This is a genomic window from Alteromonas portus, assembly GCF_005117025.1.
GTDB lineage: Bacteria > Pseudomonadota > Gammaproteobacteria > Enterobacterales > Alteromonadaceae > Alteromonas > Alteromonas portus.
Window position 1 is genome coordinate 276,216 of sequence record NZ_SWCO01000001.1, and the last position, 25,877, is coordinate 302,092.

Genomic DNA, 25,877 nt, shown 5'->3' on the forward strand with positions numbered 1-25,877 from the left:
TTGGCAATGTTAAGCACCGTCGCGTTCGGCCATTTATAGAAACGTCGAGTTCGGCAATGCTTCCAAGTAAGGCAGAGCGATGCGCCTGATGAACCGTCAGGCAACAGGTAGCCCGATAAAACCCAACGCAGCATTTCAAATTGCGAGAAAGAGAATTTTAAGATGGGAAGAGCATTCGAAGTTCGTAAAAACGCCATGGCAAAAACTGCCGGCCAAAAAACTAAAGTTTATTCTAAATACGGTAAAGAAATTTACGTATGTGCGAAAAATGGTGGTGCCGATCCGGACACCAACCTTTCACTTCGCCGCCTAATGGAAAAAGCGAAAAAAGACCAAGTACCAAGCCACGTTATTGAAAAAGCGATTGATAAAGCCGCTGGTGGCGCTGGTGAAGACTTCCAGCCTATGCGCTACGAAGGTTTTGGCCCAGGTAACTGCATGGTAATTGTTGACTGCTTGTCTGACAATGCAAACCGCACCATCACTGAAGTACGTAACTGCTTTACTAAAACTAACGCGAAACTTGGTGCACAGGGTGCGGTATCGCATATGTTCGATCACCAAGCAGTATTCCAGTTTGAAGGTGACGACGAAGACGCTATCCTAGAAGTGCTGATGGAAGCTGACGTAGACGTAACTGACGTTGAAGTAGAAGACAATAAAGTGACCGTTTATGCGCCGCACACTGAATTCTATCAAGTAAAGACAGCGCTAACTGAAGCCTACCCAGACATTAGCTTTATTGCCGAAGAAATGAGCTGGATGCCTCAGACTGAAACTGAGATTAGCGAAGAAGACATGCCTATGTTTGAAAAATTCATGGACATGCTTAACGACTGTGACGACGTACAAGACGTTTATCACAACGCGATTACGCCTAATTAAAATGCGAATATATTTCGTTTTTTAATGTGAAAGCCCCTCAATAGAGGGGCTTTTCGTTATAAACAGGATGTTATCTTAGTTTTACTTTTATTCAGCTAGACGCTTAATTAAATCATCCCAAAGTAAGGGGCGAGATAAGAAATACCCCTGTGCCCAGTCACAGCCATGTCTCTTTAAGTAGTTTAACTGCTCTTCAGTTTCAACTCCTTCCGCGATAACCCGTAAACCGTAAAGCTCCGCAAGGTTTTGTATAATCAAAACCATTTTGCTTCGTGGCTCTTTTTCAGAAAATAAATCACTAACAAAAGAGCGATCAATCTTAAGGCAGTCGGCGGGGTAGTGGATAAGTTGGCTGAATGCGGTATAACCGGTTCCAAAGTCGTCGAGTGCTAAGGAAACGCCTAACTCATTTAACGCATTAAGGGTTTCTAAGCAGGTTTTATCTCCAGCAACCAATGCGGTTTCAGTTACTTCCAATTCTACGCTACAAGGATTTACCTTGTGTGTTTCAAGTAAACGTTTAACCAGAGGTGGAAAGTTTTCGTTGTGTAACTCAACGCCAGATATATTGATGCACATCTTTCCTGTGAAGTTGTGTTGCTGCTGCAATACTACAAGTCTTTGCAAAGCGTGCTCTAGTACCCATAAATCAATTTCTTTTATAAGCCCTGTTGATTCGGCAACCGGAATAAATTGATCAGGCCCTATACCTTCTAGCTCAGGGGCTTTACATCTAAGCAGTGCTTCAATGGCAACAATATCATCGTTATCACAATTGAAAATGGGCATGAATGCCAAAGTGAATTGGTGGTTCTCCAGCGACGACCTTAATCCATTCTCTATTTTTTGGCGTTGTTTGATGGTTTCCGCAATCTCTTGGGTAAAAAATTTATAACAATTTCGACCGTTTTGTTTCGCGTCATACATTGCTGTATCAGCGTAATGAAGTAGTTCACTGGGCTCTACTGTGTCATCGGGGAAAACAGCAATACCAATACTGGCGTAAGTTAGGTGAGTAATACCATCCACCTCGAAGCCACCGTCGAAAATGTTTAAAATCCGTGCTGCCACTGTACCCGCGTCGAACGTATCTTTAATATTTGGTAGCAGTACCACGAATTCGTCACCCGCAAGCCTGGCAATACTCTCCTCTTGAGGTTTCAGTACTTGGTCTGACGGACGGATTTCGCTCCATAACTTTTCACTAAACTTGAGTAAGAGTTTGTCACCCATTTCATGACCATACTGATCATTAACCTGTTTGAAGTTATCTAGGTCTATATAAAGTAGCCCAACTTTTTGTTTATCTTTGAAGGCTCTTTCGATAACTCGTTGTAAGTTTGTTTTGAAATTCCACCTGTTCGGAAGACCGGTTAACGTGTCGTAAAACGCCATTTGCCTGATGTCATCGTCGTGCAGTTTAATGATCGTCTCGTACGACTGCTCTTCAGAACGTAATGCGGCAAGACAAATTAGATTCAAAGCCAATGTTGTTAGAATAAAACGTATGGCTTCGACTAGGGTGTAGCTCGTCATTAGTAAGCTAGAAAGTGGCGTAAATAAAAGAAGAATACTGGTAATACTAAAAATGCAGAAGACGACAACCGCAGGCCAAAAACGATTAATAAATAAGTTAATTGCCGCAATGGGATATATCCACAACATGCCGGTGTTGTCCTTTCCCCCTGTAATAAGCAGGCTCATGGACAAAACAAACAATATACCGCTTAACACAATGGCGGCTCTTTCAACATTACCTGTGCGCTTTAAAAGATAAAGATTGACCAAGCCAACTATCGCGCTACTTACCAATATGGTTCCAAGCAATAAGGCGTGGTTATATAGGCTTAGGCTTCCTAATGCGAACAGAAAGATTACACCTATAACAGTTAAAATCTGACAAAGCGCAAACCGCCGTCGATGCCGAACCTGCATCATCTCTTTTTGCCCTGTGGTAGTTTCGTGGGTTTGGCTCATATCAGTGTAAAATTATCAAATATTTGTATGGAGTAGTTGGAAGCGTTGGTCGTAAGGACGATATATTACTTTATTAATAATAGGTGAGTAATTGGAGCTTATCAATGAACCTTTAGTTGATGAAAATTGTGAAAAAGTGTCGATATTACTTGCTCTTACATTAGTTTTGTCTAATTAAATGAGTGTTGAAATTTGACGCTTCGCCAGAGTAATCTATTTTGAGCGCTATTAACATTACCTCCCACCATTAGTAAGCATATTATTAAACTATGCTTCCGTTTACCTCTACATTTCGAAACTATTGTCAAAAATAATTTGAAACTGATTCGCCTTTTATCGGGCTTATCATTGAAAAGCTGAATCGATAACATACGCTCAACTTTTGATTTGATCCCGACTATGTATTGAGGAGTTAGTAGTGTCTCATCCAATTATTGAAGATTTAAACAAGCGCTATACCGTAAAGCAGTACGATGTTAACAAGCGTATTTCAGCCGACGAGCTAACCACAATACTTGAAGCATTGAGATTATCAGCGTCTTCAATTAATTCACAACCGTGGAAATTCGTTGTAGTGGAAAGCGACGAAGCTAAACAGCGCCTACATGATAGTTTTGCCAATAAACATCAGTTTAATCAGCATCACGCAAAAGAAGCGTCGCATACTATTTTGTTTGCCTATGATCCTAAATTCACTAAAGAGAAATTTGTTAAGCGTGTTGATGCAGAAGTATCTTCTGGTCACTTACCAGAAGATATGCGTGAGAACTTCATGGGCGCTTACGCATTTGCTGAAGCGAACACCGATGATAAGGGTAATAACGCGGCGTGGACTAAAGCTCAAGTTTATCTGGCACTAGGTAACGTGCTACATACTTTAGCTCGCCTGGGGATCGCTTCCACACCTATGGAAGGGGTTGATCCTGAATTACTTGGTGAGTTGTTTAAAGATGAACTTGATGGTCATATTTGCGAGGTAGCACTTGCCATGGGTTACCCTGATACTGAGAAAGATTGGAATCACGGTCTTCCAAAAGCGCGCTTGGCGAAAGAAGACATAATTGCAATCGTGTAACTTGTATTGGCAAGGTGGCGCTAAAGTAAATGTACGTCACCCGTAAATACGAAAAATGCGAATTGTCAGAAGAGTCCTTAAATTGGGCTCTTTTTATTATAGCGATTGAATTTGCTTTTTTAGCCCCCATTTCCCTCCATTGACAACTCACAACTGTTACCTCTAACTGCGATGGAATTCTGGTGAATACAGTCTTTAAACGCTTTTACCCCTCTACATTTGCGCCTTTCCTCATGGCGTGGGTATTGTCGTATGTGGTTGTGAGTACCGGGTTTCAGCCACTTGATGTAGCGAATAGTGCTGAGGTAACGTCGCAGTCACCGCTTGCTAAGTTTGTTCATAACCCGCACAGCTACTCTCTTCGGTTTAACGCCAGCAAGCTGACGGACAACAACAGTGAGCAGCCTACCGATGCCGATCTCTTTGGGCCAATACCTGCTTCGTTGCACTTGGCTTATGTCGGCCTTTTTGCTGTCAGTACACGTTCAGCAGACGTCCCTTTTCAGTCACAAAAGTGGGTTAAACCAAGCCCTCGCGCACCACCTTCTATCCTGATTTAACAACTCATATGCGTCAACATGGGAGCACACCTGTCGTGTTCTCAAATTTGGCGACCTTGCAAACATTATTATTCAGGATTTCAAAATGGCACGATTTTCATTTCGTGGCTTAGTGTATGTGCTCATCGTTATGCTCGGTTTACTGAGTGCTGCGCCCAACATATTGCCACAATCAATTAAACAGCAGTTACCTACATGGTACACCTCTTCCACACTATCGTTAGGCTTAGATTTACAAGGTGGCTCACACCTACTTTTAGCCGCAGACACCAACGCATTGTTTGAAAAGCAGCTCAATAGTTTTTCAAGCGACTTGTTTACTGCATTGCGTAGTCAAAATGTGCGCTATACAAAAACGTCTCACTCACTTACCCATAAAACGGGAAGCCACAGTAGTCCAGGTAGCGTTGTCTTTACGTTGCGTAATCCAGACGACGTAAGAAAAGTAAAAGACACGGCATATCAAATTTCTGCTCAGCCAAGTGGTTCAAGCGCACTTGATGTTACGATAAAGCAAAATACCGTTACTCTTACGCTTAACGAGCTATATACCGAACAACTCATTAAAGACACGTTAAGTCGAAGTGTAGAGGTAGTTCGCAAGCGCTTGAACGAAACGGGCCTCACTGAGCCTAGCGTTACGCTACAAGGTAAAGACGCCATATTAGTTCAGATGCCTGGTATGTCTGACCCCACTCAAGTTAAAAAATTACTGGGCACTACCGCACAAATGACCTTTCACTGGGCGGCAAATAGTCAGTCTGAGCAGGTGATGAATAAGCAAGATATGGCGGGGAATACCTATCGCTTAGAACAAAAAGTAGCGCTAGAAGGTGAACACATTACCGATGCGGCAGGCGTATTAAGCAGCGAGACTGGCCAGCCAGTGGTGACGTTTCGTTTAGACAGCGCAGGTGCCAAACAGTTTGCCACTATGACCCGTGACAATATTGGCCGTGTGCTTGCTATCGTACTTGACGACAAAGTGGTTACTGCCCCCGTTATAAATAGCGTGATCCCAGGTGGTCGTGGTGAAATAACCGGTAACTTTACGTTGCCCGAAGCAGGCAACACCGCATTGATGCTTCGCACAGGTGCGCTACCTGTACCACTTACCATAATAGAAGAACGCTCGGTGGGGCCTGATTTAGGCAGTGATGCAATTCAAACCGGTGTTGAAAGTGGCGTGGCAGGTGCGTTACTGGTATTAGCGTTTATGGTGGCGATTTACGGCAGGTGGGGTGCTATCGCAAGCTTTGCTTTGTGTATCAACATGGCACTGGTGTTTGGCGCATTAACCCTGTTTGGTGCAACCCTGACGTTACCGGGCATTGCAGGTTTGATCTTAACCATGGGCATGGCGGTAGACGCCAACATATTGATTAATGAACGTATTCGTGAGGAAAGTAAAAAAGGGCGTCCGGCAGCCAGTGCAATACAAGTAGGTTTTGATAAAGCGTTCGCAACTATTGTAGATTCAAACTTCACCACATTAATTGCAGTAAGCTTGTTGTTTATGTTTGGCAGCGGCCCCATCAAAGGGTTTGCTATTACTATTGCTCTTGGCCTGGTGTCCTCGGTATTTACTGCAGTCGCTTTAACTAAAATGCTGATGCTTAGAGTGGTTAAGTCGAAGCAAAAGAATACGCAAGATCGCGCGCAGCAGCGCCTTCCTTTGCACTTCTCATCCCCCTTTTTGCGGTTAACCGATAAGCTTAGCGGTATTAATTTTCTGGCAAGACGCAAAGTTGCACTCGCTGTTTCTGTCGTGCTTACGGTGCTTTCAATCGGACTATTTGCTAAGCCTGGCTTACATTATGGCGTAGACTTTACCGGTGGTACTATGATTGAACTGACCGCGCCAAGCCTTTCTACCGATGAGCTGCGCAATGTCATTCAAAGTAATGGTTTTGAGCAGATAGCAATCCAAGAATATGGCAGTGAGCATCACTATTTATTGCGGGCCCCTGTTTTAGATAGCGGTGGTGAGCTTGAAAATAGCAACGCAAAGCAGACTGACGCACTAAAACGTGCGATTTCGCAAGCCGACAGTGAGGTACGCTTTGATAAAATAGATATGGTTGGACCTAAAGTAAGTGGGGGCTTTGCTGAGCTATCAATTTTAGCATTGCTTATAGCCGGTGGCGGTATGCTCGTGTACCTGTGGGCGCGTTTTGAAGCGCACTTTGCCACCGCTGCGCTACTTACCGTAATACTCGATTTAACCAAAACCATTGGCTTTTTCGCGCTAACGGGCATTGAATTTAACTTAACGGCTGTCGCGGCACTGTTGGCACTAATCGGTTACTCTATAAATGATAAGGTGGTAGTACTTGATCGCATCCGTGAACTATTGCGGTTAGACTCGAACAAGCCATTAGCTGATACTATTAATGAAGCCGTGAACAGCACGTTAAGCCGTACTGTATTTACTTCTGTTACCACGCTGCTAGCCCTGCTTCCTATGGCTATTTTTGGTGGTGATGCAGTAGAAAGTTTTGCGGTGCCTATGGTTTTTGCTGTCGTAATTGGCACGTCTTCAACCTTGTTTATTACCTCCACTTTGCTGTATTTATTGGGAAGTAGGCGAGAGAAGCAAGGTAAAGCGCAGTTAAAGCCCACTGCAGAGGAAATTAAGGCTTCGTTGTCGCACATCCCTTAGGCGACACAAGTTCCTTAACCTTAGGCCTTGCCGCTTTTTGTCACTCAATACCCTTTGTATCTCAATACTTTGAAACAAAAACGCGATAAGGTAGCAGTATTAACAGGAATCCTTGATGCGTGCACGCATATCCGTATATTTTGCGTGTGAGCATCAAGGGCAATAAGGAACGTATAATGTTTGCAGTTGATCACATTATTTTACTTAGTGCAGTGCTTGCCATTTTGGGCGTGCTGGCCAGCAAGTTATCTCCGCGCTTTGGCGTACCTGTTTTGGTGTTGTTTTTGGGTGTAGGTATGTTGGCTGGTGAAGATGGTATCGGCCGAATCTTCTTTGATAATGCCGATGCTGCGCACGCTATAGGTACTTTTGCTCTTATCCTCATTCTATTTGATGGCGGCCTGCAAACGTCAAGAAAATCTATCATTCAGGCGTGGAAGCCCGCCGCTTTACTCGCCACCTTTGGAGTGATTGGTACGGCTGTACTCACTGGTATTGCCGCCATGGTTATTCTAGATCTCCCCCTTTATAAAGGATTATTACTTGGCGCTATTGTAGGGTCAACCGACGCAGCTGCGGTGTTTTCGGTTTTGCGCAACGCAGGTATACGCATTCCCGCTAAGATTAAATCGACACTGGAGCTGGAAAGTGCGTCGAACGATCCTATGGCCATATTCCTCACCATTGGCCTTATAACCCTTATCCAAGACAGCACCACTAAGCCAGTTGACTTACTCTCGCTCTTTGCCAGCCAAATGGGAGTGGGGGCAATAGTGGGCCTTGCCATTGGCGGTATTGCAGTATGGCTTTTCAGACGCGTCACCCTAATGGCCATCGGCTTATATCCCGTTTTTGTGATGTTGTTTGGCGTATTGTCTTTTGGTCTTGCTGCAAATTTAAATGGCAGTGGTTTCCTGGCTACTTTCATTACGGGCGTTATCGTGGGGAATAGCCGCTTTGCTTATCAGCGCAATACATTTGTGTTTTTGGACGGACTGGCTTGGTTAGGGCAAATCGCTATGTTCGTTATATTGGGTTTATTGGTAACACCCACCGAACTCTTCGTTAATTGGAAAGAAGGGTTGCTTATTGCTTTTGTACTTATTTTTATTGCCCGACCGCTGGTGGTAATGCCTATTTTGTTGCTTTCAAAATTCTCGGTCAAAGCATCGCTACTTATATCATGGGTAGGATTACGCGGTTCAGTGCCAATTATTTTGGCCATATTTCCGCTAATATTCGGCATGCCTTACGCTGAACTTATTTTTAATGTGGTGTTCTTTATCGTGCTTATTTCGGCCCTCTTGCAAGGTTCCACTTTACCTTTTGCTGCGCGTAAATTGGGCTTAGTGTTAGACGATGAGGTAAAGGAATCGAGCACGCTAGAAATTGTAAAAGTCGCCAAGAGCAAGCGCGAGCTTATAGAAATAGAAGTATCGAAGTTATCGCCGGCGTTAAATAAAACCATCGGTGAATTGTCGCTTCCTGATAATACGGTAGTGGCGATGATTGCCCGTGGTGAAGAAACCCTTATACCTAAGGGCAGCACCAAGATAGAAACGGGCGATCAAATATTTATTATCACCAAACTACTCGATAAAAGCCGCGTTGAGCAATGCTTTTACAACGAGCAGGAATAGGGTGCTATTGAAGGGCACTTCATGTAGAATGCGCCGCGGAGTTGGCCAGGCAATCGCCGCTTTCGTAAGAAAGGGGAGGAAAGTCCGGGCTCCAAAGGGCAGGGTGCCAGATAACGTCTGGGCGGCGTGAGCCGACGACAAGTGCAGCAGAGAGAAGACCGCCTAAGCATGTTTACATGCCGGTAAGGGTGAAAGGGTGCGGTAAGAGCGCACCGCACCTCTGGTAACAGAGTGTGGCAAGGTAAACTCCACCCGGAGCAAGACCAAATAGGATCCCTTAACGTGTGGCCCGCATGGGGATCGGGTAGGTTGCTTGAATCAGTGAGCGATTGCTGATCTAGAGGAATGGTTGCCCACGACAGAACCCGGCTTACGGCCAACTCCACTCTTTTCCTCGACAGCGTTTATTAAGCGCTAGTCATCTATAGTTTTCAGGTAAAACCTCTGTCTGAAGGCATATTCTTTAAGATAAAATATTTTAACGTCTATTCTTGGGATACGATATTTGGTGCGGTTTCTACAGATTATCGCCAGCATTTTGAGATGAACTCACATCTATACACTCAATGCATGAGGATTTTTTATGAGAGCACCTTTTATGAAAGCCTTTGTGAGAAGTGCGTCTAAAATGTCAAAAGAAGCGCCTATCAGGCTAATTACAAAACTATTAATCACAGTATGATCACTTCAAGACAAGTGAAAGCTAACTGAGAGAAATACAATGAAAAAAGCCGAGAGTGCAAGCGACACATTAAAAGGTATGCTGGCAATCGTTATCGCAAGCTTTTTGTGGGGAACAACAGGCACTGCTGCTCAGTTTGCGCCACAGATCAGCCCACTGGCCATCGGTGCCTTTGCTATGGGTATAGGTGGTGTATTGCTCTGTGTTAGCGCCCGAAAATCATTGGTAAAGGATGTTCCTATTCTTTTTTCTACGCCACTGACCTTTCTGTTTGGTAGTGCATGTGTCGCAATTTATCCGCTGGCCTTTTATAGCTCTATGCGGCTGTCAGGCGTTGCCATAGGAACTGTGGTCTCTATCGCCAGTGCGCCACTGTTCGCTGCGCTTCTAGAGTACTTTTTGAGTAAAAGGCCCGTGTCTTTGAAATGGTTTATAAGTTTTATATTTGGGACTCTGGGGATTGTTCTGTTAGCCATGGGAAAGACACAGGACGCATCAGCGTTGTCAGCGTCTAAAGACGATCAGGTGTTCGGCGTTATATTGGGTTTAATTGCAGGTTTAACTTATGCGGGATACTCATGGGCTGCGAAGCAACACATTGACGCTGGTGCACATTCAAAGTCTGCCATGGCCGGACTTTTCGGTTGCGCTGCAGTTGTTCTACTGCCTTCTCTTTGGTTTACCGGTCAAAACTTGTTTGACAACGCTATTAACACTAGTGTTTCACTGTACATGGCAGTAGTGCCTATGTTTCTTGGTTATTTGCTATTTGGCTATGGCCTTCGTAGTACAGATGCCAGCAAAGCCACGCTTATCACACTAATTGAACCATTGGTTGCAACCCTTTTGGCTATCTTCCTAATTGGTGAAGTATTCAAACCCGTGGGGTGGATGGGTATGGCGCTAGTATGCTTGTGTCTTTTTTGCCAATCAGTCACGTTTCCTATTGCGTTAAAGCGCTTTGGGCGAAAAGCAACAGCGTAATGTAGACTCGGTTAAAACGGGTGTCTTCTATAAAGAAAAGTCGGAATACTTGTTAAGTATTCTTTCTATTTGGCCTGTTTGTTTTATTTCAGCGATAGCGCGGTTAATGGCGGGAAGCTTATCTTTATGTCGATTGTGAAGACGCAAAGCCATTTTACCTGCGGTATGGATGGGCCCTAAGGCAATGTTTATGTCGTGAATTGAAGACCAGTAACGGGCCGATGCCTCCTCCATTATGATGACATCTATCCGTTTTGCGCCTAGGGCTGAAATAAGGTTGTTCTCGGCTTGAAAATCCATTCTGACGAACTTATCAGAATCAAAATACACATAGCCGGAAATCATTCCTACGGTTTCACCATAGATAGAGGTAACAGTAGGGTATCGACTATGATTTTCAGGCAGAGTAATAAAATATTCTGTGATATCTATAATGGGGTCTGAAAAAGTAAAGTCACCCGCAGGCTCATCTTTGGACAGCCAACTTGGACTGAAGAAGTCAAAATCAAGGTCGCCTGTTTTAAATGCAAGCATGGCGCGTTTGGTAGACAGCATGACTTTCTCTGTCTTGATATCAGCCCTATCCATAATTAGTGGAAGTATTTCAACTAAAATACCGGCCCTGTCTTCGTCGACAGCATTTTCGTATGGAATAGAATTACCCGATGTTCCAAGGTTGTACCGCAATATTTCATCGGCAGTGGCGGTATCACTAAAAAGCGAAACGTTTACCAATAAACTTATTGAAAAAACTCTTTGTATTAGAGGTGTTAATCTTGCTAAAGCATACACTCAAGATGTCCCGCTACAATAGGTTAATGAACTGCGTTTTCTTCACTATTTCTTTCAAAACTTGCCCAATGCTCGACTTTATCAATAAGGTCAACAGCGTCAAAAGGCTTGCTTAAGTAGTCGTCCATTCCCGCGTTTACACAGCGCTCTTTGTCACCTTTCATTGCATTGGCGGTTAGTGCGATGATCGGCACATTTAAATAGCGTTCTCCGGCTTCACCATTTCTGATACGCCTGGTGGCTTCAAAGCCATCCATTTCTGGCATTTGGCAGTCCATAAGAATGACATCAAAAGTTACCTTCATTTTATTTAATGCTTCTAACGCCTCTAAGCCAGATTTAGCACTCAGTGTTGTATGGTTGTTCAAGTGCTGCTTTACGATAACCTGATTAATATCATTATCTTCGACAATCAGAACCTTGCGTTTTTTACCCTTTTCTCGTGTCAGCGCTGATGCGTAGTGAACTGGCTTCAGCAAAGCCTCGTCAGCAGGTTCAAGGGATATGGTGAATGAGAAGGTACTGCCGTTACCTTTGACACTTTCAAGCTTTATATCACCCCCCATGAGTTCGCAAAGCTGTTTGCTTATTGATAAGCCAAGGCCAGTGCCACCAAACTTGCGAGTAGTTGACAGATCTTCTTGCGTGAAAACTTCGAAAATGGTGCCTTGCTTATCTTCAGCAATACCTATTCCGGTATCTTTAACGCTACATAATAGAGTAAGGCTATCATCTGCGTTTTGCTTAATACTTGTGGTTACTTCAATGTAGCCTGAATCGGTGAACTTCACGGCGTTACCCAGTAAGTTCGACAAAATCTGTCTGAAGCGTACGTCGTCACCCTGAACTACGTGGAAACCTTGCAAATCAAAGTGGAAGTGCAGTTCAAGGCCTTTCTCTTGGCACATAATGGCGTACTGACTTTGAAGGTTTTCAAGTGACTCTAGAATGTCGAATGGGTTTTCTTCAATTTGTAGCTGGCCGGCTTCAATTTTTGAAAAATCCAAAATATCGTTAACGATATGCAATAGGCCTTGAATGCTAAACTTGGCTAATGAAAGATAATGTTTTTGCTCTTCAGCCAAATCAGAGTTTGCTAGTAGCTGTAAAACGCCAGAAATCCCGTGGATTGGAGTGCGTATCTCATGGCTCATACTCGCCAAAAAGCTCGATTTCAGGCGCGCAGATTCCTCGGCTTTCTCTCTAGCATCTTGTAGGTATTGTTCAGTTTGACGTTGCTGCGTAACATCCTGCTGAAAACCGATATAGTGAGTTACTTCGCCATTGGTTTTAACCGGTGTTAGATTTAGCCTATTGTAGAAAAGACTGCCGTCTTTTTTATAGTTGATGAGGGTTGTTTCTATAGGCTCGCGGGTTGCTATGGCTTTTCGTATTTGTTCAACTGTTTGCTTATTGGTTTCATCGCCTTGCATAGTGCGACAATTATGACCAATCATTTCACCACGCGTGTAGCCGGTTAATTCTTCAAACGCGCTATTTACATAAATAATTGGCTGACCAACACGCTTTACATCAGAAATAATAATTGAAACTGTCGCTTCGTCCATCGCATGGGTAAGTACGTTAACGTGGCTTTCTAACGTTCGTTGCTCGGTAACGTCACTGCCTACAAAAATATCACCGCGAATATTACCGTTTGCATCGGCTAACGATGCTTTCGTCCAGCTGATATAGCGCTCTTGTCCAGTCTTTACCGAAAAATGCGTTAGCTCGTCGCTTTGTTTCGCCGCTAGCTTCTGCACTATTAATTTCAGAATCGTGTTCTTTTCACCGTATTGGTCGTTACAAAAACCTTCAAAGCGTTTATTCGCAATTAAGATCTCTTGATTCTGATCGACGACAACCAGCATATCGCCCATAGATTCCAGTACATTCGAAAATTGTTCGTTCGACAGCGATACTTCTGTTAAGTCCCAAATAAGCTTATCGAAAGCAGAACGAATGTCTTCTAACTCTTTAGCCTCTATCTGTTGCTCATTTTGAAGGGGCGCGGCTTTGTCGCTAGTTAGTCGATTTTTGATGTCGTCGTAAAGCTTCGAGAGCGTTCGTTCGGCCAAGGTGCCAGTCATACTCACCATATGCAATATAATGAAAATGAACCCCACAATCATTGCGACTAAAACGATGCCCGTCCAAGCCATCTCTCTGTAAGCCGTAATTGTTGGTTTAACACTGTACAGTTGTAAATTCTTCCAGCTTGTTTGCTTGATGGAATAGCCATTTTGAGAAAAGTTTAAAAAATTTGAGTTTGGCGCGATGAGAGAGGGCTCACTGCTAAACAGTACGTTCCCATTTGAATCGGTGACTAATTGATTCGTAAGGCGTGGATAGGGAGCAAGTAACGATTGAAGGCTGTCAACATACATCACAAGTGCGCCTTCAGATACACCGTTAAGCAAAACGGGAACACTAATGACCACGCCATACTGGGAAACAGAAGAAAACGTATTTGATGAACCTAAGGTTTGTTGACGCCATGCATCACTAAGCGATTTAGGAAGCGCAGCATTCCAATTTTTATCGATAACCTTATTTCCAGCAAAATCAAATAGAGCAAACTCAACACTTTTTGCTTGAGTAAGATTCAACGAGCGGAAAAACATAGGAAGGTAGTTATCCCGCTGTTCAACATCAACCAGCGAATTAATGATAATGTCGTTTGCCGCTAAATCTGCTAGCTGGCGTGTAGTGTCATTTACAATGAAGTTAATGTCTTGCTCTAACCCCTTAACGGATTGCTGTTGAAGATTATTGGTTTGTTTAACAATAAAATGAAAAGATAGAGCAAACAGCGTGATAGAGAGTACTGCTATTAACAATGCAAGCCTAGGGATCATGCTTGAAAGCAATAGAGAACGAAGTCTCATAGGTTCCTGCTGCATTATTTGTCGCCTACTGTGACCAGGTGGCCTTTATCATTGAATTTTGTCATAAAATAATCCTTTGACCAAAGCGCGTCATGCCGCTCTTGTGTAAATGGAGCGTCGTAGTACTTAACTGCACCTTGAATGTTTTCAAGTGACTCTAGAGCGCTACGCAATGCGCTTATTTCTGTGCTACCCGCTTTATCGGCAGCCATTGCAATTAAATGAATCAAATCATATGCATGCGCTAACCCTGTTACACCTTCAATAGCTGCCGTATCGATTAAACCATATTTATTATAGTAGGCCTCTAACAGCTGTTTCGCCTTGTCATTTTTTTGATGCTGAAAATGAAATGTTTGAAGGACAGAAATGTCATGCTCGCTAATTGGGTTAGCTAATCGAGATGCAAATTGACCTGAAGCTATACCCCAGTGAGAAATTATCGGAAGCGAGCTCAGCCCTTGTTCAGCTAGAGCGTCTACGACAACCGCTCCTTCAGGTACGTTAGTTACTAGTATGACACCATCCGCCTTGGCGTTTTTAATGGCTTCGGCGTCTTCGGAAAAGTCTTTTTGCTGCCAATTTATCCAATGGATCGCACTAATATTTACCCCTTTCTCTTGGGTGGCTAGCGTTAACGATTCATGATTGGAGCGACCCCAGCCAGTACGTTCTAGCACTAAAGCAATATTAGAAAGCCCTCTGGCTTTAACATAATCAATAAGTACAGACGCAGCTTCGGCGTCACGAACAGAAACCCGAAAAACGTTATTAGGGGAGTGATTGTTGTCTATAATGGGGGTGCCTGCAGCCCACGGCACAAGCATAAGCACATTCTTAGCATGTAAAATATCAATTTCAGCGAGTACGACGGGGGTGTGTACTCCACCGACTACGGCAAGTAGGTTTGGCAGTTGGGCGAACTGTTCAATATTGTGTTTGCCGCGAGCAGGATTGCCGCGATGGTCTTTCGCAATCACTTTCAGCTCTCGGCCAAGAATCCCTCCATTTGCGTTAATCTCTTCAACAGCTAGCTCTACACCTCGAGAAATAGCAATTCCCCCCTCAATTGCAACCGCTGATAGGTCTGCGTCTATACCTATGATTAGAGGCGCTTGGGTACTCTCAGCTTGATGTGAACTGAAGAGCGAAATAATGCAGAGGAGCGTTGGAAGAATAAGTTTTACACGCATGGTCAAGACACCTGATTGATTACCTTAAAAGTGTATAGCAATGTGCTAAGCGTTTTTTTGTTTACTCCTTATTCTTTAGTATAAATTTGCTTGTTTTGTGAGCAATCTTGGTTTTATTACACCATTTTCAGTTCTATTGGGTATTAAACAATGTGGCACGATTCTGCTATTACGTCGTAGGCGCAATATCGAAAGGGTGTTCAACGAGCAGCTCTGCGATTGCGTATGGCGCAGTTATTTTAAAAAATGTCTCTGTGCCCTTTGTAAAAGATATTCTCTTTTACTAACACATATTAAGGAGACCAGTAGTTTGGAGTATAAGTGCGAAATACAACACTGCCGACAATAATAGATGTGGAAGCAAGTGGGTTTGGGGCAGCGAGTTATCCGATAGAGATAGGCATTGTGCGCTATGATGGTGCAAAGTGGTGCAAATTGCTAAGACCATTTGCCTCTTGGGTGCATTGGGACTCAAAAGCAGAGTCACTACACGGCATTTCTCAACAAATGCTTCAAGCACGGGGGGAAGACCCTTATAAAGTGTGTGTTGAGCTGAATAACTTTCTAGGAAACACGATTGTGTACAGCGACGGTTGGGTAGTGGATAACCCTTGGCTGATAAAGCTTTACGCTGCCGCGAACGTTGACATGTCTTTTACCTGCCGCGCACTTGAATATATTTTAAGCGAACCGCAAATGGAAAAATGGCACGATGTAAAAAATAGCCTTGCTGCCAAACTTGACGTGAAGCGCCACAGAGCAAGCTCAGATGCCATGATTATTCAACAAACATACGCAAAAACCATTGACCTTACACAAGGGTAAGTCATTATGGTGTAATACAATAAATTTGAACGGCAGGTGAATGATTCGCTTTGTTGTCGAATAGCTTACGTTATTCGTTAGAACAGGTAATTCACACCCAAGGAAAAGGCCATATTTTCTTCTTCGCCAACTTGCCTGTGCTCTATTTCTACAGCCATATTTAACCCTTCGTTTTTGCCCAGTAGCCAGCCTAAACGCGTAAATGTACCTATATCGTGAGGTAAATAAAGCCATTCAGCATAATGTTGAAAGGCGGTATTGTTGGTTTTATAGGTTGCATAGACCTTTTGCGGGATCCTTGTATCAAAGCGACGGCTGGCGCTAAACATACCTTGTGAACCTGCTGGATAGGTATAGCTGTTGTCGTAAAGATAAGTTTCGGTTGTAGATTGGACACGGTACATACTATTTAGCTGCCACCGAGCTATTTTTTTGCTTTTGAATTGGATTGGACTGTTGTTGCTATCATTGATACCCGCGCAAACAGGCAAAGCTGTCAAAGAGGCAGCCAGCGTGAACGCTATAAGAGTACCAGTAACCACATTCATAAACGAGCTCAAGTTGTTGTTATCTTGGCTTGTAAACAACAAGAAACTACAAGCGATAGTGTGTTCATTATTTAAGCATAGCTGTAAACAATAAATGATGGAAATATTCTTTTCTGTTTTTTATTTGCCCGGTTAATTTAGCTAGTTAGCAAAGCCTAAATAAAAAACGCCGCTAGTTTGTGTAACCGCTTAAGAGCTAAGCGTTACAAAAACAAAACGGCGTGTATAAAAGCGCTGCTTGACTGTCGAATTAAATCGATGCTTTTAACGCTTCTGCTTTATCTGTAGCTTCCCATGGGAATTCGTCACGACCAAAGTGACCGTATGCAGCCGTTGGGCGATAAATTGGGCGCTCAAGGTCTAGCATTTGGATAAGGCCGTAAGGACGCAAGTCGAAATGTTCGCGCACTAGTGCAACCAGTGTTTTCTCATCCACTACGCCAGTACCGAAAGTGTCGATGCTGATAGACGTTGGCTCTGCCACACCTATTGCATAAGACACTTGGATTTCACAGCGCTTTGCAAGACCTGCTGCAACAATGTTCTTAGCAACGTAACGACCCGCGTATGCTGCACTGCGGTCTACTTTAGATGGATCTTTACCAGAAAACGCGCCACCACCGTGACGAGCCATACCACCGTAAGTATCAACAATGATTTTACGCCCGGTTAAACCACAGTCGCCCATTGGACCACCGATAACAAATCGACCCGTTGGGTTGATGTGGAAACGCGTGTTGGCATCAATCCACTCACTTGGAAGCACAGGCTTGATGATTTCTTCCATTACCGCTTCACGTACTGTTTCAGTGCTTACTGAATCACAGTGCTGGGTTGAAAGTACAACCGCGTCAATGCCTACAGGCTTGTCGTTTTCATACTTGAATGTAATTTGGCTTTTCGCATCTGGACGCAACCAGTCCAGCTTACCAGACTTACGTACTTCGGCTTGTTTTTGAACAAGACGGTGAGAGTAAGTGATTGGCGCAGGCATAAGTACGTCAGTTTCGTCGCTCGCGTAACCGAACATTAGGCCTTGGTCGCCCGCACCTTGTTCTTCTAGGCTTGCGCGGTCAACACCTTGATTGATGTCAGGAGACTGTTTACCAATTGCGTTTAATACAGCACATGAGTCAGCGTCGAAGCCCATATCTGAGTGCGTATAGCCAATTTCTTTAACAGTTTTTCGGGTAAGTTCTTCAATGTCTACCCATGCAGAAGTGGTCACTTCACCACCTACTAAAACCATTCCGGTTTTTACATACGTTTCGCAGGCCACCCGAGCGCGAGGATCTTGTTCTAAAATAGCGTCAAGAACCGCATCTGAGATCTGATCAGCAATTTTGTCCGGATGTCCTTCAGACACTGACTCGGATGTGAATAAATGCGTGGCCATAAATGCTCCGTAAGCGTTAAATTATCAAAATAGTCGTATATTGTACTAAAACAAGTTATAAATACCAGTCTTTACTTCTAGACGTCTAAAAGTCTCTTTGTTACGAATAGTTGACACAACCCGATCACTTATAGGGTTATTCAGGTCGTAATTGACGAAGTTAATGATGTATAGACAAAACTAGGTGTTAGTTATCACCGTTTTCGCTGTAGTGGGAGTACGTAATGGTCAGGTTATAGACCATTTTTTACTATAACTTTCACTATTGGCAATCAAAACCCATTGAACTGAAAGGTGGCATAGGTAAGAATAACGCCACATTCAATCGTATAAAGAAGTAGAGCGAACGCCTTACCTCTACGCTCGTCTAGCTTGCCTAGCCCGCTAAAATACGAAACAAAAGATACGAAATAAATCAGGAGACAACATGCCCTCTCGTCGTGAACTCGCCAATGCTATCCGTGCATTAAGCATGGATGCCGTTCAACAAGCTAAATCTGGTCACCCAGGCGCCCCTATGGGGATGGCTGATATCGCGCAGGTATTATGGGGTGATTTCTTATCACACAACCCTGCGAACCCGTCTTGGGCCAACCGCGATCGCTTTGTACTTTCAAATGGTCACGGCTCGATGCTGTTGTACTCTCTACTTCATCTTTCAGGCTATGAATTGCCAATTGAAGAGTTAAAGAACTTCCGTCAGCTACATTCTAAAACGCCTGGTCACCCAGAGTATGGTTATGCGCCGGGTGTTGAAACCACTACTGGCCCACTAGGCCAAGGTATTAGCAATGCAGTGGGTATGGCGCTTGCCGAGAAAGTGCTAGCGGCACAGTTCAACAAAGACGGTCACACTATTGTTGATCACCACACCTACGCGTTCTTAGGTGACGGCTGCTTGATGGAAGGTATCTCACACGAGACATGTTCACTAGCCGGCACACTAGGCCTTGGTAAGCTCATCGCATTTTGGGATGACAACGGCATTTCAATTGATGGTGAAGTAGAAGGCTGGTTCACTGACGATACGCCAGCACGCTTTAAGAGCTACGGTTGGGAAGTAATTGAAGGCGTTGACGGTCACGATGCGGAGCAAGTAAAAGCCGCCATTGAGAAGGCACAAGCGAACACCGCGCAGCCTACGCTTATTTGTTGTAAAACCACTATTGGCTTCGGCTCGCCTAATAAAGAAGGTACCGAGTCTTGTCACGGTGCACCACTAGGTGATGACGAGATTGTAGCCACTCGCGAGAAGCTTGGCTGGAGCCACGGTGCGTTTGAAATTCCAGACGAAATTTACGCAGGCTGGGATGGCAAAGAGAAAGGCTCAAAAGCGGAAAGCGCGTGGAACGACGCTTTCGCAGCATACGAAGCCGCTTACCCAGAGCTTGCGGCAGAGTTCAAACGCCGCGTAAATGGCGAGTTGCCAGCAGATTTCAGCGACAAAGCAGACGCAATTATTGCTGAGCTTCAAGCTAACCCACAAAACATTGCTTCACGTAAAGCATCGCAAAATGCATTAAACGCGTTTGGTCCGTTACTTCCTGAGCTATTAGGCGGCTCTGCCGACCTTGCTGGTTCTAACCTTACTATTTGGGAAGGCAGTAAAGGTGTTGAAGCAAACGACGCATCAGGTAACTACATTTATTACGGTGTGCGTGAGTTTGGTATGTCGGCCATGATGAATGGTATTGCCCTTCACGGTGGCTTCAAGGCATACGGTGCAACCTTCCTAATGTTTATGGAATATGCACGTAATGCGGTACGTATGGCGGCCCTAATGAAGCAGCCTGCAATTTTCGTTTACACTCACGATTCAATTGGTCTAGGTGAAGACGGCCCAACGCACCAACCGGTAGAGCAGGTGGTTGCGCTACGTGCGACGCCTAATCTTGATAACTGGCGTCCTTGTGATCAGGTTGAGTCTGCTGTGTCGTGGAAGTCTGCCATTGAGCGCACTGACGGCCCAACAACGCTAATCTTCACTCGTCAAGGCTTAGCCCAGCAAGAAAGAACGGCCCAACAAGTTGCTGATATCGCGAAAGGTGGTTACGTACTTAAAGATTGTGAAGGTACGCCAGAGCTTATTCTTATTGGTACCGGTTCTGAGGTTCAGCTAGCCGTTGAAGCAGCAGAAAAACTAACCGAGCAAGGCAAAGCGGTTCGCGTAGTGTCTATGCCATCAACTGACGTATTTGACCGTCAGCCTGCTGACTACCGTGAAAGCGTACTGCCTTCTAGCGTAGTTAAACGCGTAGCGGTTGAAGCCTTGTCTAAAGACAGCTGGTACAAGTACGTTGGCTTTAATGGCGCTATCGTAGGCATGGACACCTTTGGTGAGTCTGCACCTGCGGGCGACCTGTTCAAGCACTTCAACATTACCACTGACGCTGTAGTAGAGGCTGCACTGTCTCTGTAAGAGGTAATAGATAAGCCTATGGTAAATATTGCCATAAATGGGTTTGGTCGTATTGGTCGAAACGTGTTGCGCGCGCTGTATGAAAGCGGGCGCAACAACGAATTTAACGTGGTGGCCATTAACGACATTGCTAAACCCGAAGGCATTGCACATTTACTCAAATACGATACCGCCCACGGGCGGTTCCGTTTTGATGTGGCCTTAGAAAACAACACGCTTAACGTGGCAGGCGACGATATCACGCTGCTTGCGATTAGCGATATAAAAGACCTACCGTGGAAAGACTTAGGCGTTGATATTGTGCTTGAGTGTACGGGGAAGTTTGATGACAGAGCGTCGGGGCAAGCCCACATAGATGCGGGCGCTGGTAAAGTGCTGTTCTCATCACCTGGGTCACCTGATTTAGACAATACGGTTATTTTTGGAACCAACGAAGACACGTTGACCAGTGAACAAAAATTAGTCTCCAATGGCTCTTGCACTACAAACTGTATTGTTCCTGTAATTCAAGCACTAGACGCCGCGTTCGGTGTTGAAAGTGGTACGATCACAACCATTCACGCCTCTATGCACGACCAGCAGGTGATAGACGCGTATCACGAAGATTTGCGCAGAACCCGAGCTGCAAGTCAGTCGATTATTCCCGTAGATACACGCCTTGCTGCCGGTATAGAGCGTATTTTGCCTAAGTTTGCGGGTAAGTTCGAAGCTATTGCGGTTCGAGTACCTACGATCAACGTTACTGCCATGGACCTAAGCGTAACGCTTCAATCTAAAGTGACAATCGAGCAAGTTAACCAAGCCTTACGCAATGCAAAAGCGGGGCGTTTACAGGGCATTTTGGACTACACTGAAGAGCCTTTGGTGTCGGTAGATTTCAATCACGACCCTCACTCGTGTATTGTAGATGGCACACAAACAAGAGTCAGTCACAAACAGCTGGTTAAAACACTGGTGTGGTGTGACAACGAATGGGGTTTTGCAAACCGTATGCTCGATACCGCTAAAGTGATGTTCGACGCAAAATAAAGCATTGATGCTGCCAAGGGTTGGTAGCACCAGCCCGCGCAGCTTTCACCGTTAATTTGAGCGTGTCTTACCTTTAACACGCTCTACTGAATTTGAATTAACATAGGAAAGACGATGGCAATTCCAAGCATGAGCGATATGGCCCTAAAAGGTCAGCGCGTATTAATTAGACAAGATTTAAACGTGCCGGTAAAAGACGGCAAAGTAACTTCTGATGCGCGTATCAAAGCATCAATCCCTACGATTAAAGCAGCCCTAGACGCTGGCGCGGCAGTTATGGTGATGTCTCACCTTGGCCGTCCTACTGAAGGCGAGCCTGCTGATGAGTTCTCTCTTCAACCTGTGGTTGATTATCTTAACGATGCTTTAGACGTACCGGTTAAGCTTGTAAAAGACTACCTAAACGGCGTTGAGCTTGCCGATGGTGAATTGGTTATTCTTGAAAACGTACGTTTTAACAACGGCGAGAAAAAAGACGATGAGACGCTAGCGAAACAGTATGCAGCCCTTTGCGATATTTTCGTTATGGATGCGTTCGGTACTGCTCACCGCGCACAAGCGTCTACCCACGGCGTTGCCAAATTCGCACCAAAAGCCTGTGCTGGCCCATTACTTGCTGCAGAATTAGATGCACTTGGCAAAGCGTTAGATAATCCTAAGCGCCCGATGGTGGCCATAGTAGGTGGTTCTAAAGTTTCAACTAAGCTTACTGTACTTAAAACGCTGGCTGAAAAAGTAGACCAGCTAATTGTTGGCGGTGGTATCGCTAATACCTTTATTGCGGCACAGGGTCACAATGTCGGTAAATCTTTGGTGGAAATGGATTTAACCGAGCAAGCCACGCTGCTTATGAATGAAGCTCAAGCGAATGGCGGTAATATTCCAGTGCCAACAGACGTAGTCGTAGGCAAAGCGTTTGATGAAAATACCGAAGCGACGCTAAAAGTAGTCAGTGATGTTGCTGATGACGATATGATTTTTGATATCGGCCCAGACTCTTCAAAAGCGTTAGAAGACATTATTAAAAACGCGGGTACTATCGTATGGAATGGCCCGGTAGGCGTATTTGAATTTGAGCAGTTCAGTGCTGGTACGAAAGCGCTTTCAGAAGCAATTGCAGCAAGCGACGCATTCTCAATTGCAGGTGGTGGTGATACACTAGCAGCAGTTGATAAATACGGAATTGCCGATAAGGTTTCTTATATTTCAACAGGTGGTGGCGCGTTCCTCGAATTCTTGGAAGGTAAAACACTACCAGCGGTAGCAGTACTAGAAGAAAAAAACAAATAAGCCTAAACGCTGCACTTTTAAGCAGCGTTTTATAGCGCTAGAGAGCTCATAGAAGCTCCTAAAAGCTAAGGCCTAGTGCAAATGTTGCCCCACTATGTGTCACGCTCAGTAACAGCATTTTGAGCGTGACCATTTAATCGGAAACGATTACGTCTGCGAAACAGTGAAGTACGCAGATATAAATACCAATCTTATTACAGATGTGTTTACTTAAGGTGTCGGCGTGCCGTGTCTGAGACAAACAGATCTTTAATAGAATTGGTATAACAATAAACCCTACACCTGTCTATTAAGGCAGTAATATACAAAAGGAGTGTTGCAATGGCATCACAAGCTCAGCAGGCAATGTTGGATAAACTGAAAACACAAACCGGTTTTATTGCAGCGTTAGATCAAAGCGGCGGTAGTACACCTAAAGCGTTACGCTTATATGGCATCGAAGAGTCTGAATACAGCTCAGACGAAGAGATGTTTAATCTAGTTCACGAAATGCGTACGCGCATTATCACCAGCACCCCTTTTAGCGGCGAGCGCGTTCTTGGCGCAATCTTATTTGAAAACACCCTTGATAGAGAAATTGAAGGCATGTCTACTGCGCACTTCTTGTGGCAGAAAAAGCGTGTTATTCCTTTCTTAAAGGTTGATAAAGGATTGGCTGAAGAAAGCAACGGCGTACAGATCATGAAGTCAATACCAGGTCTAGATGCTCTGCTTGCTAAAGCGGTAGCGCAAGACGTATTTGGCACTAAGATGCGTAGTGTGGTAAAGCTTGCGAATCATCAAGGTATTAAAGATGTCGTTGCTCAGCAATTTGAAGTAGGTAAGCAAATTCTAGCTGCTGGCCTTGTTCCAATTATCGAGCCAGAGGTTGATATTCACAGCCCGCAAAAAGCAGAAGCTGAAGCGCTACTTAAGTTAGAGATCCTAACCCAGCTTAATCTTCTTAGCGAAGGTGAAGAAGTGATGCTTAAGTTAACGCTACCAACTGAAGCTAACTTTTATAAAGAGCTTGTTGATCACCCTCGCGTACTTAAAGTGGTTGCACTTTCTGGCGGCTACAGCCGTGACGACGCAAACGCAAAACTATCAGAAAACCAAGGCATGATCGCGAGCTTCTCTCGTGCATTAACCGAAGGTGTATCTGCACAGCAATCTCAAGAAGAGTTTGAAGCAACACTAGATAAAGCGATTGAAGGTATTTACCAAGCTTCTAAAGCCTAGACTTTCTCTTAACTTGTTTATTACAAAGAGCGCTATTCAGCGCTCTTTTTGTTTAGATTAACGCATTCAATTCAAAGCCTGTTGTCAAAAAAAAGCGGACTGTGTAGCATCTCGCGCCATTGTCATTGCTTGATATCATTGAAGCCTAGTATTGGAAGTAAACTGGTGAATTTCCAACACATAAATACTCAACGCTTTTGCTACGGTTTAGCGCTGTTATTGTTTACGTGCTTGCTTACCATTAAACAAGATATTAAGCCCATCTCGTTTAAGCATCAGCTTGATGCATCCGTATCGACCCTATCAATAGAAAGTAGCGCAGAAGAAAATGGGCAAGACGACCTATTTTTGTCCGTTATCAATACGTTTGGTAACGCTGCGATTATTAGTTCACTTAGTGAAAACCCTCCCCCGTATTTAGTCTCTTGGACTAAAAAGAGCTACGTCACCCCACTTACAAGAGCGCCACCTGCTGCTTAAGCTTTTCTTCTTGCTTTAATTTTCGAGAGAAAAGCCCTTCAATTTCAAAATTTTCACAAACGTCAGTTCTCTTCAGAGCTGGTTATATTCGTGCGTGCATGGCTGAGTGATTGAGAAGCCCGAGCGGCAATAAAACTGACCGGTAAACAAAAACGAGCAGTAAATTACTCGCTATGCCGTACTAATGCTGTTGCCTGTCTATAGGCAATACCTATAAGAACGATTTTAAAATTATGAGCAAAAAAACGCTTTTAGCAGCAAGTATTCTTACCGTCATATTAACTGGGTGTGGTCATCAAGAGCACGAAGCTCATCATAGTGGTCCGCTAGAATTCAATGTCTCGCATCCAATAAACAAAGATACAGTTCTTGTTAAAGAGTACGTCAGTCAAATTCGCGCCATTCAACATATTGAGTTAAGAGCAATGGAAAGAGGGTACCTTGCCTCTACGTTCGTTGATGAAGGTCAGACCGTAGAGAAAGGAAGCCCTATGTTTAAAATAGTGCCTACTATCTACGAAGCAGAACTTAAGCGAGCTCAGGCAGAGGCTAAAGCTGCGCAAATGGAGCTCAAAAACACCAAGTCCCTAGTTAACCAAAATATAGTCTCACCTAACGAGCTTGCTGTTGTGGAAGCCGAGTATCAAAAAGCGCAGGCTGAAGTTGAACTAGCAGCAGCACATTTGGCATTCACTGATATTAAAGCCCCCTTTACTGGGAAGATGGACCATTTAGAAGCAAGAACAGGTAGTCTGCTCGATGAGGGAGAGCTTCTTACAACCATGTCTGATTTAAGCCAAATGTGGGTTTACTTCAATGTGCCAGAGTCGGAGTATCTAGATTATGTACAAAGCGGAAAAGCGAATGAAGGGACGAGCGTTCGCTTAAAGCTCGCAAACGGTACAATTTATCCTTACGAAGGGGTGATAGATACCATTGAAGCCGATTTTGATAACCATACTGGCACAATCGAAATGCGTGCTTCATTTCCTAATCCTGATGAAATGTTACGACATGGACAAACTGGTAATATACTGGTCGACGTCGACTATCCAAACGCGCTGGTCATCCCCCAAAAGGCGACTTTTCAAATATTGGATCAGAACTATGTATATGTTCTAGATGCTGACAATACCCTTACCACACGACATATAGAGATTGCAGCTGAATTACCTCATGTCTTCTTGGTATCAGAGGGGCTGAAAGAAGATGACACGATTCTTCTTGAGGGTTTGAGACGAGTAAGTAATGGCGATCACATTAAGCCAAACCTTATTTCTTCTGACGATACGTTAGCTGAACTAGCACTTCAGGCAGAGTAGGGGATTTAG

Annotated in this window: 19 protein-coding genes and 1 other RNA gene; 14 read left to right on the forward strand and 6 right to left on the reverse strand. The window is 44.3% G+C overall.

The genetic code is table 11. The annotated features are described in order from the left end of the window. Positions 1-162: 162 nt before the first annotated feature. Positions 163-885, forward strand: coding sequence for a YebC/PmpR family DNA-binding transcriptional regulator (locus E5672_RS01165; RefSeq protein ID WP_069943781.1), 723 nt, complete (start codon positions 163-165; stop codon positions 883-885). Between the two features lie 87 nt (positions 886-972). Here E5672_RS01165 and E5672_RS01170 read toward each other — a convergent pair whose 3' ends face one another. Continuing rightward, positions 973-2,862 carry a putative bifunctional diguanylate cyclase/phosphodiesterase gene (locus E5672_RS01170; RefSeq protein WP_136780560.1) on the reverse strand — a complete coding sequence of 630 codons (1,890 nt, stop codon included), beginning with the start codon at positions 2,860-2,862 and terminating at the stop codon, positions 973-975. A 418-nt stretch (positions 2,863-3,280) separates the two neighbouring features. Between E5672_RS01170 and E5672_RS01175 the strand changes: the two genes are divergently transcribed. From E5672_RS01175 to E5672_RS01200, 6 genes are all read left to right on the forward strand, one after another. Next, a complete protein-coding gene (locus E5672_RS01175) occupies positions 3,281-3,937 on the forward strand; it encodes an NAD(P)H-dependent oxidoreductase (RefSeq protein WP_136780561.1) in 657 nt (218 codons plus the stop codon). A 182-nt stretch (positions 3,938-4,119) separates the two neighbouring features. Continuing rightward, complete coding sequence (locus tag E5672_RS01180) at positions 4,120-4,497, forward strand: hypothetical protein (protein ID WP_240692128.1); 378 nt, start codon at positions 4,120-4,122, stop codon at positions 4,495-4,497. Positions 4,498-4,582: 85 nt separating this feature from the next. Then, complete coding sequence (gene secD, locus E5672_RS01185; protein WP_136780562.1) at positions 4,583-7,159, forward strand: protein translocase subunit SecD; 2,577 nt, start codon at positions 4,583-4,585, stop codon at positions 7,157-7,159. A 176-nt stretch (positions 7,160-7,335) separates the two neighbouring features. Next, a complete protein-coding gene (locus tag E5672_RS01190) occupies positions 7,336-8,799 on the forward strand; it encodes a potassium/proton antiporter (protein WP_136780563.1) in 1,464 nt (487 codons plus the stop codon). A 37-nt stretch (positions 8,800-8,836) separates the two neighbouring features. Next, positions 8,837-9,187: RNase P RNA component class A (rnpB, locus tag E5672_RS01195), an RNA gene on the forward strand. Between the two features lie 333 nt (positions 9,188-9,520). Further along, positions 9,521-10,465: a DMT family transporter gene (locus E5672_RS01200; protein ID WP_136780564.1), complete on the forward strand. Its 945-nt coding sequence runs from the start codon at positions 9,521-9,523 to the stop codon at positions 10,463-10,465. 27 nt (positions 10,466-10,492) lie between these two features. On the opposite strand, the gene E5672_RS01205 is transcribed toward E5672_RS01200, so the two are convergent. From E5672_RS01205 to E5672_RS01215, 3 genes are all read right to left on the reverse strand, one after another. Next, entirely contained in the window at positions 10,493-11,200 is a 708-nt protein-coding gene (locus tag E5672_RS01205) for a substrate-binding periplasmic protein (protein ID WP_240692129.1), read from the reverse strand. 80 nt (positions 11,201-11,280) lie between these two features. Next, positions 11,281-14,160, reverse strand: a complete 2,880-nt coding sequence (locus E5672_RS01210; protein WP_136780566.1) for an ATP-binding protein — start codon at positions 14,158-14,160, stop codon at positions 11,281-11,283. After that, positions 14,160-15,338 (reverse strand): ABC transporter substrate-binding protein, encoded by a 1,179-nt coding sequence (locus tag E5672_RS01215; RefSeq protein ID WP_136780567.1) that lies wholly within the window; start codon positions 15,336-15,338, stop codon positions 14,160-14,162. The genes E5672_RS01210 and E5672_RS01215 overlap by 1 nt, the downstream gene beginning before the upstream one ends. 321 nt (positions 15,339-15,659) lie before the next feature. On the opposite strand from E5672_RS01215, the gene E5672_RS01220 reads away from it, so the two are divergent. Then, the gene (locus E5672_RS01220) at positions 15,660-16,163 is read left to right on the forward strand and encodes a 3'-5' exonuclease (protein ID WP_136780568.1); all 504 of its coding nucleotides are present in this window, start codon (positions 15,660-15,662) and stop codon (positions 16,161-16,163) included. A 77-nt stretch (positions 16,164-16,240) separates the two neighbouring features. Here the strand turns inward: E5672_RS01220 and E5672_RS01225 are convergent, their stop codons facing one another. Next, the gene (locus E5672_RS01225) at positions 16,241-16,711 is read right to left on the reverse strand and encodes a hypothetical protein (protein WP_136780569.1); all 471 of its coding nucleotides are present in this window, start codon (positions 16,709-16,711) and stop codon (positions 16,241-16,243) included. 250 nt (positions 16,712-16,961) lie between these two features. Further along, the gene (metK, locus tag E5672_RS01230; protein WP_049586187.1) at positions 16,962-18,107 is read right to left on the reverse strand and encodes a methionine adenosyltransferase; all 1,146 of its coding nucleotides are present in this window, start codon (positions 18,105-18,107) and stop codon (positions 16,962-16,964) included. Positions 18,108-18,534: 427 nt separating this feature from the next. Here metK and tkt point away from each other — a divergent pair, with 427 nt between their 5' ends. The 6 genes from tkt to E5672_RS01260 all read left to right on the forward strand — a co-directional run bounded on the left by tkt (position 18,535) and on the right by E5672_RS01260 (position 25,868). Further along, complete coding sequence (gene tkt, locus E5672_RS01235) at positions 18,535-20,526, forward strand: transketolase (protein WP_136780570.1); 1,992 nt, start codon at positions 18,535-18,537, stop codon at positions 20,524-20,526. Between the two features lie 18 nt (positions 20,527-20,544). Beyond that, entirely contained in the window at positions 20,545-21,555 is a 1,011-nt protein-coding gene (gene epd / locus E5672_RS01240; RefSeq protein WP_136780571.1) for an erythrose-4-phosphate dehydrogenase, read from the forward strand. Positions 21,556-21,669: 114 nt separating this feature from the next. Continuing rightward, a complete protein-coding gene (locus E5672_RS01245; RefSeq protein ID WP_136780572.1) occupies positions 21,670-22,845 on the forward strand; it encodes a phosphoglycerate kinase in 1,176 nt (391 codons plus the stop codon). A 321-nt stretch (positions 22,846-23,166) separates the two neighbouring features. Beyond that, positions 23,167-24,066, forward strand: a complete 900-nt coding sequence (locus E5672_RS01250; protein ID WP_136780573.1) for a fructose bisphosphate aldolase — start codon at positions 23,167-23,169, stop codon at positions 24,064-24,066. Positions 24,067-24,231: 165 nt separating this feature from the next. Next, positions 24,232-24,546, forward strand: coding sequence for a hypothetical protein (locus E5672_RS01255; RefSeq protein WP_136780574.1), 315 nt, complete (start codon positions 24,232-24,234; stop codon positions 24,544-24,546). Positions 24,547-24,779: 233 nt separating this feature from the next. Then, positions 24,780-25,868: an efflux RND transporter periplasmic adaptor subunit gene (locus E5672_RS01260; protein ID WP_136780575.1), complete on the forward strand. Its 1,089-nt coding sequence runs from the start codon at positions 24,780-24,782 to the stop codon at positions 25,866-25,868. Positions 25,869-25,877: the final 9 nt, after the last annotated feature.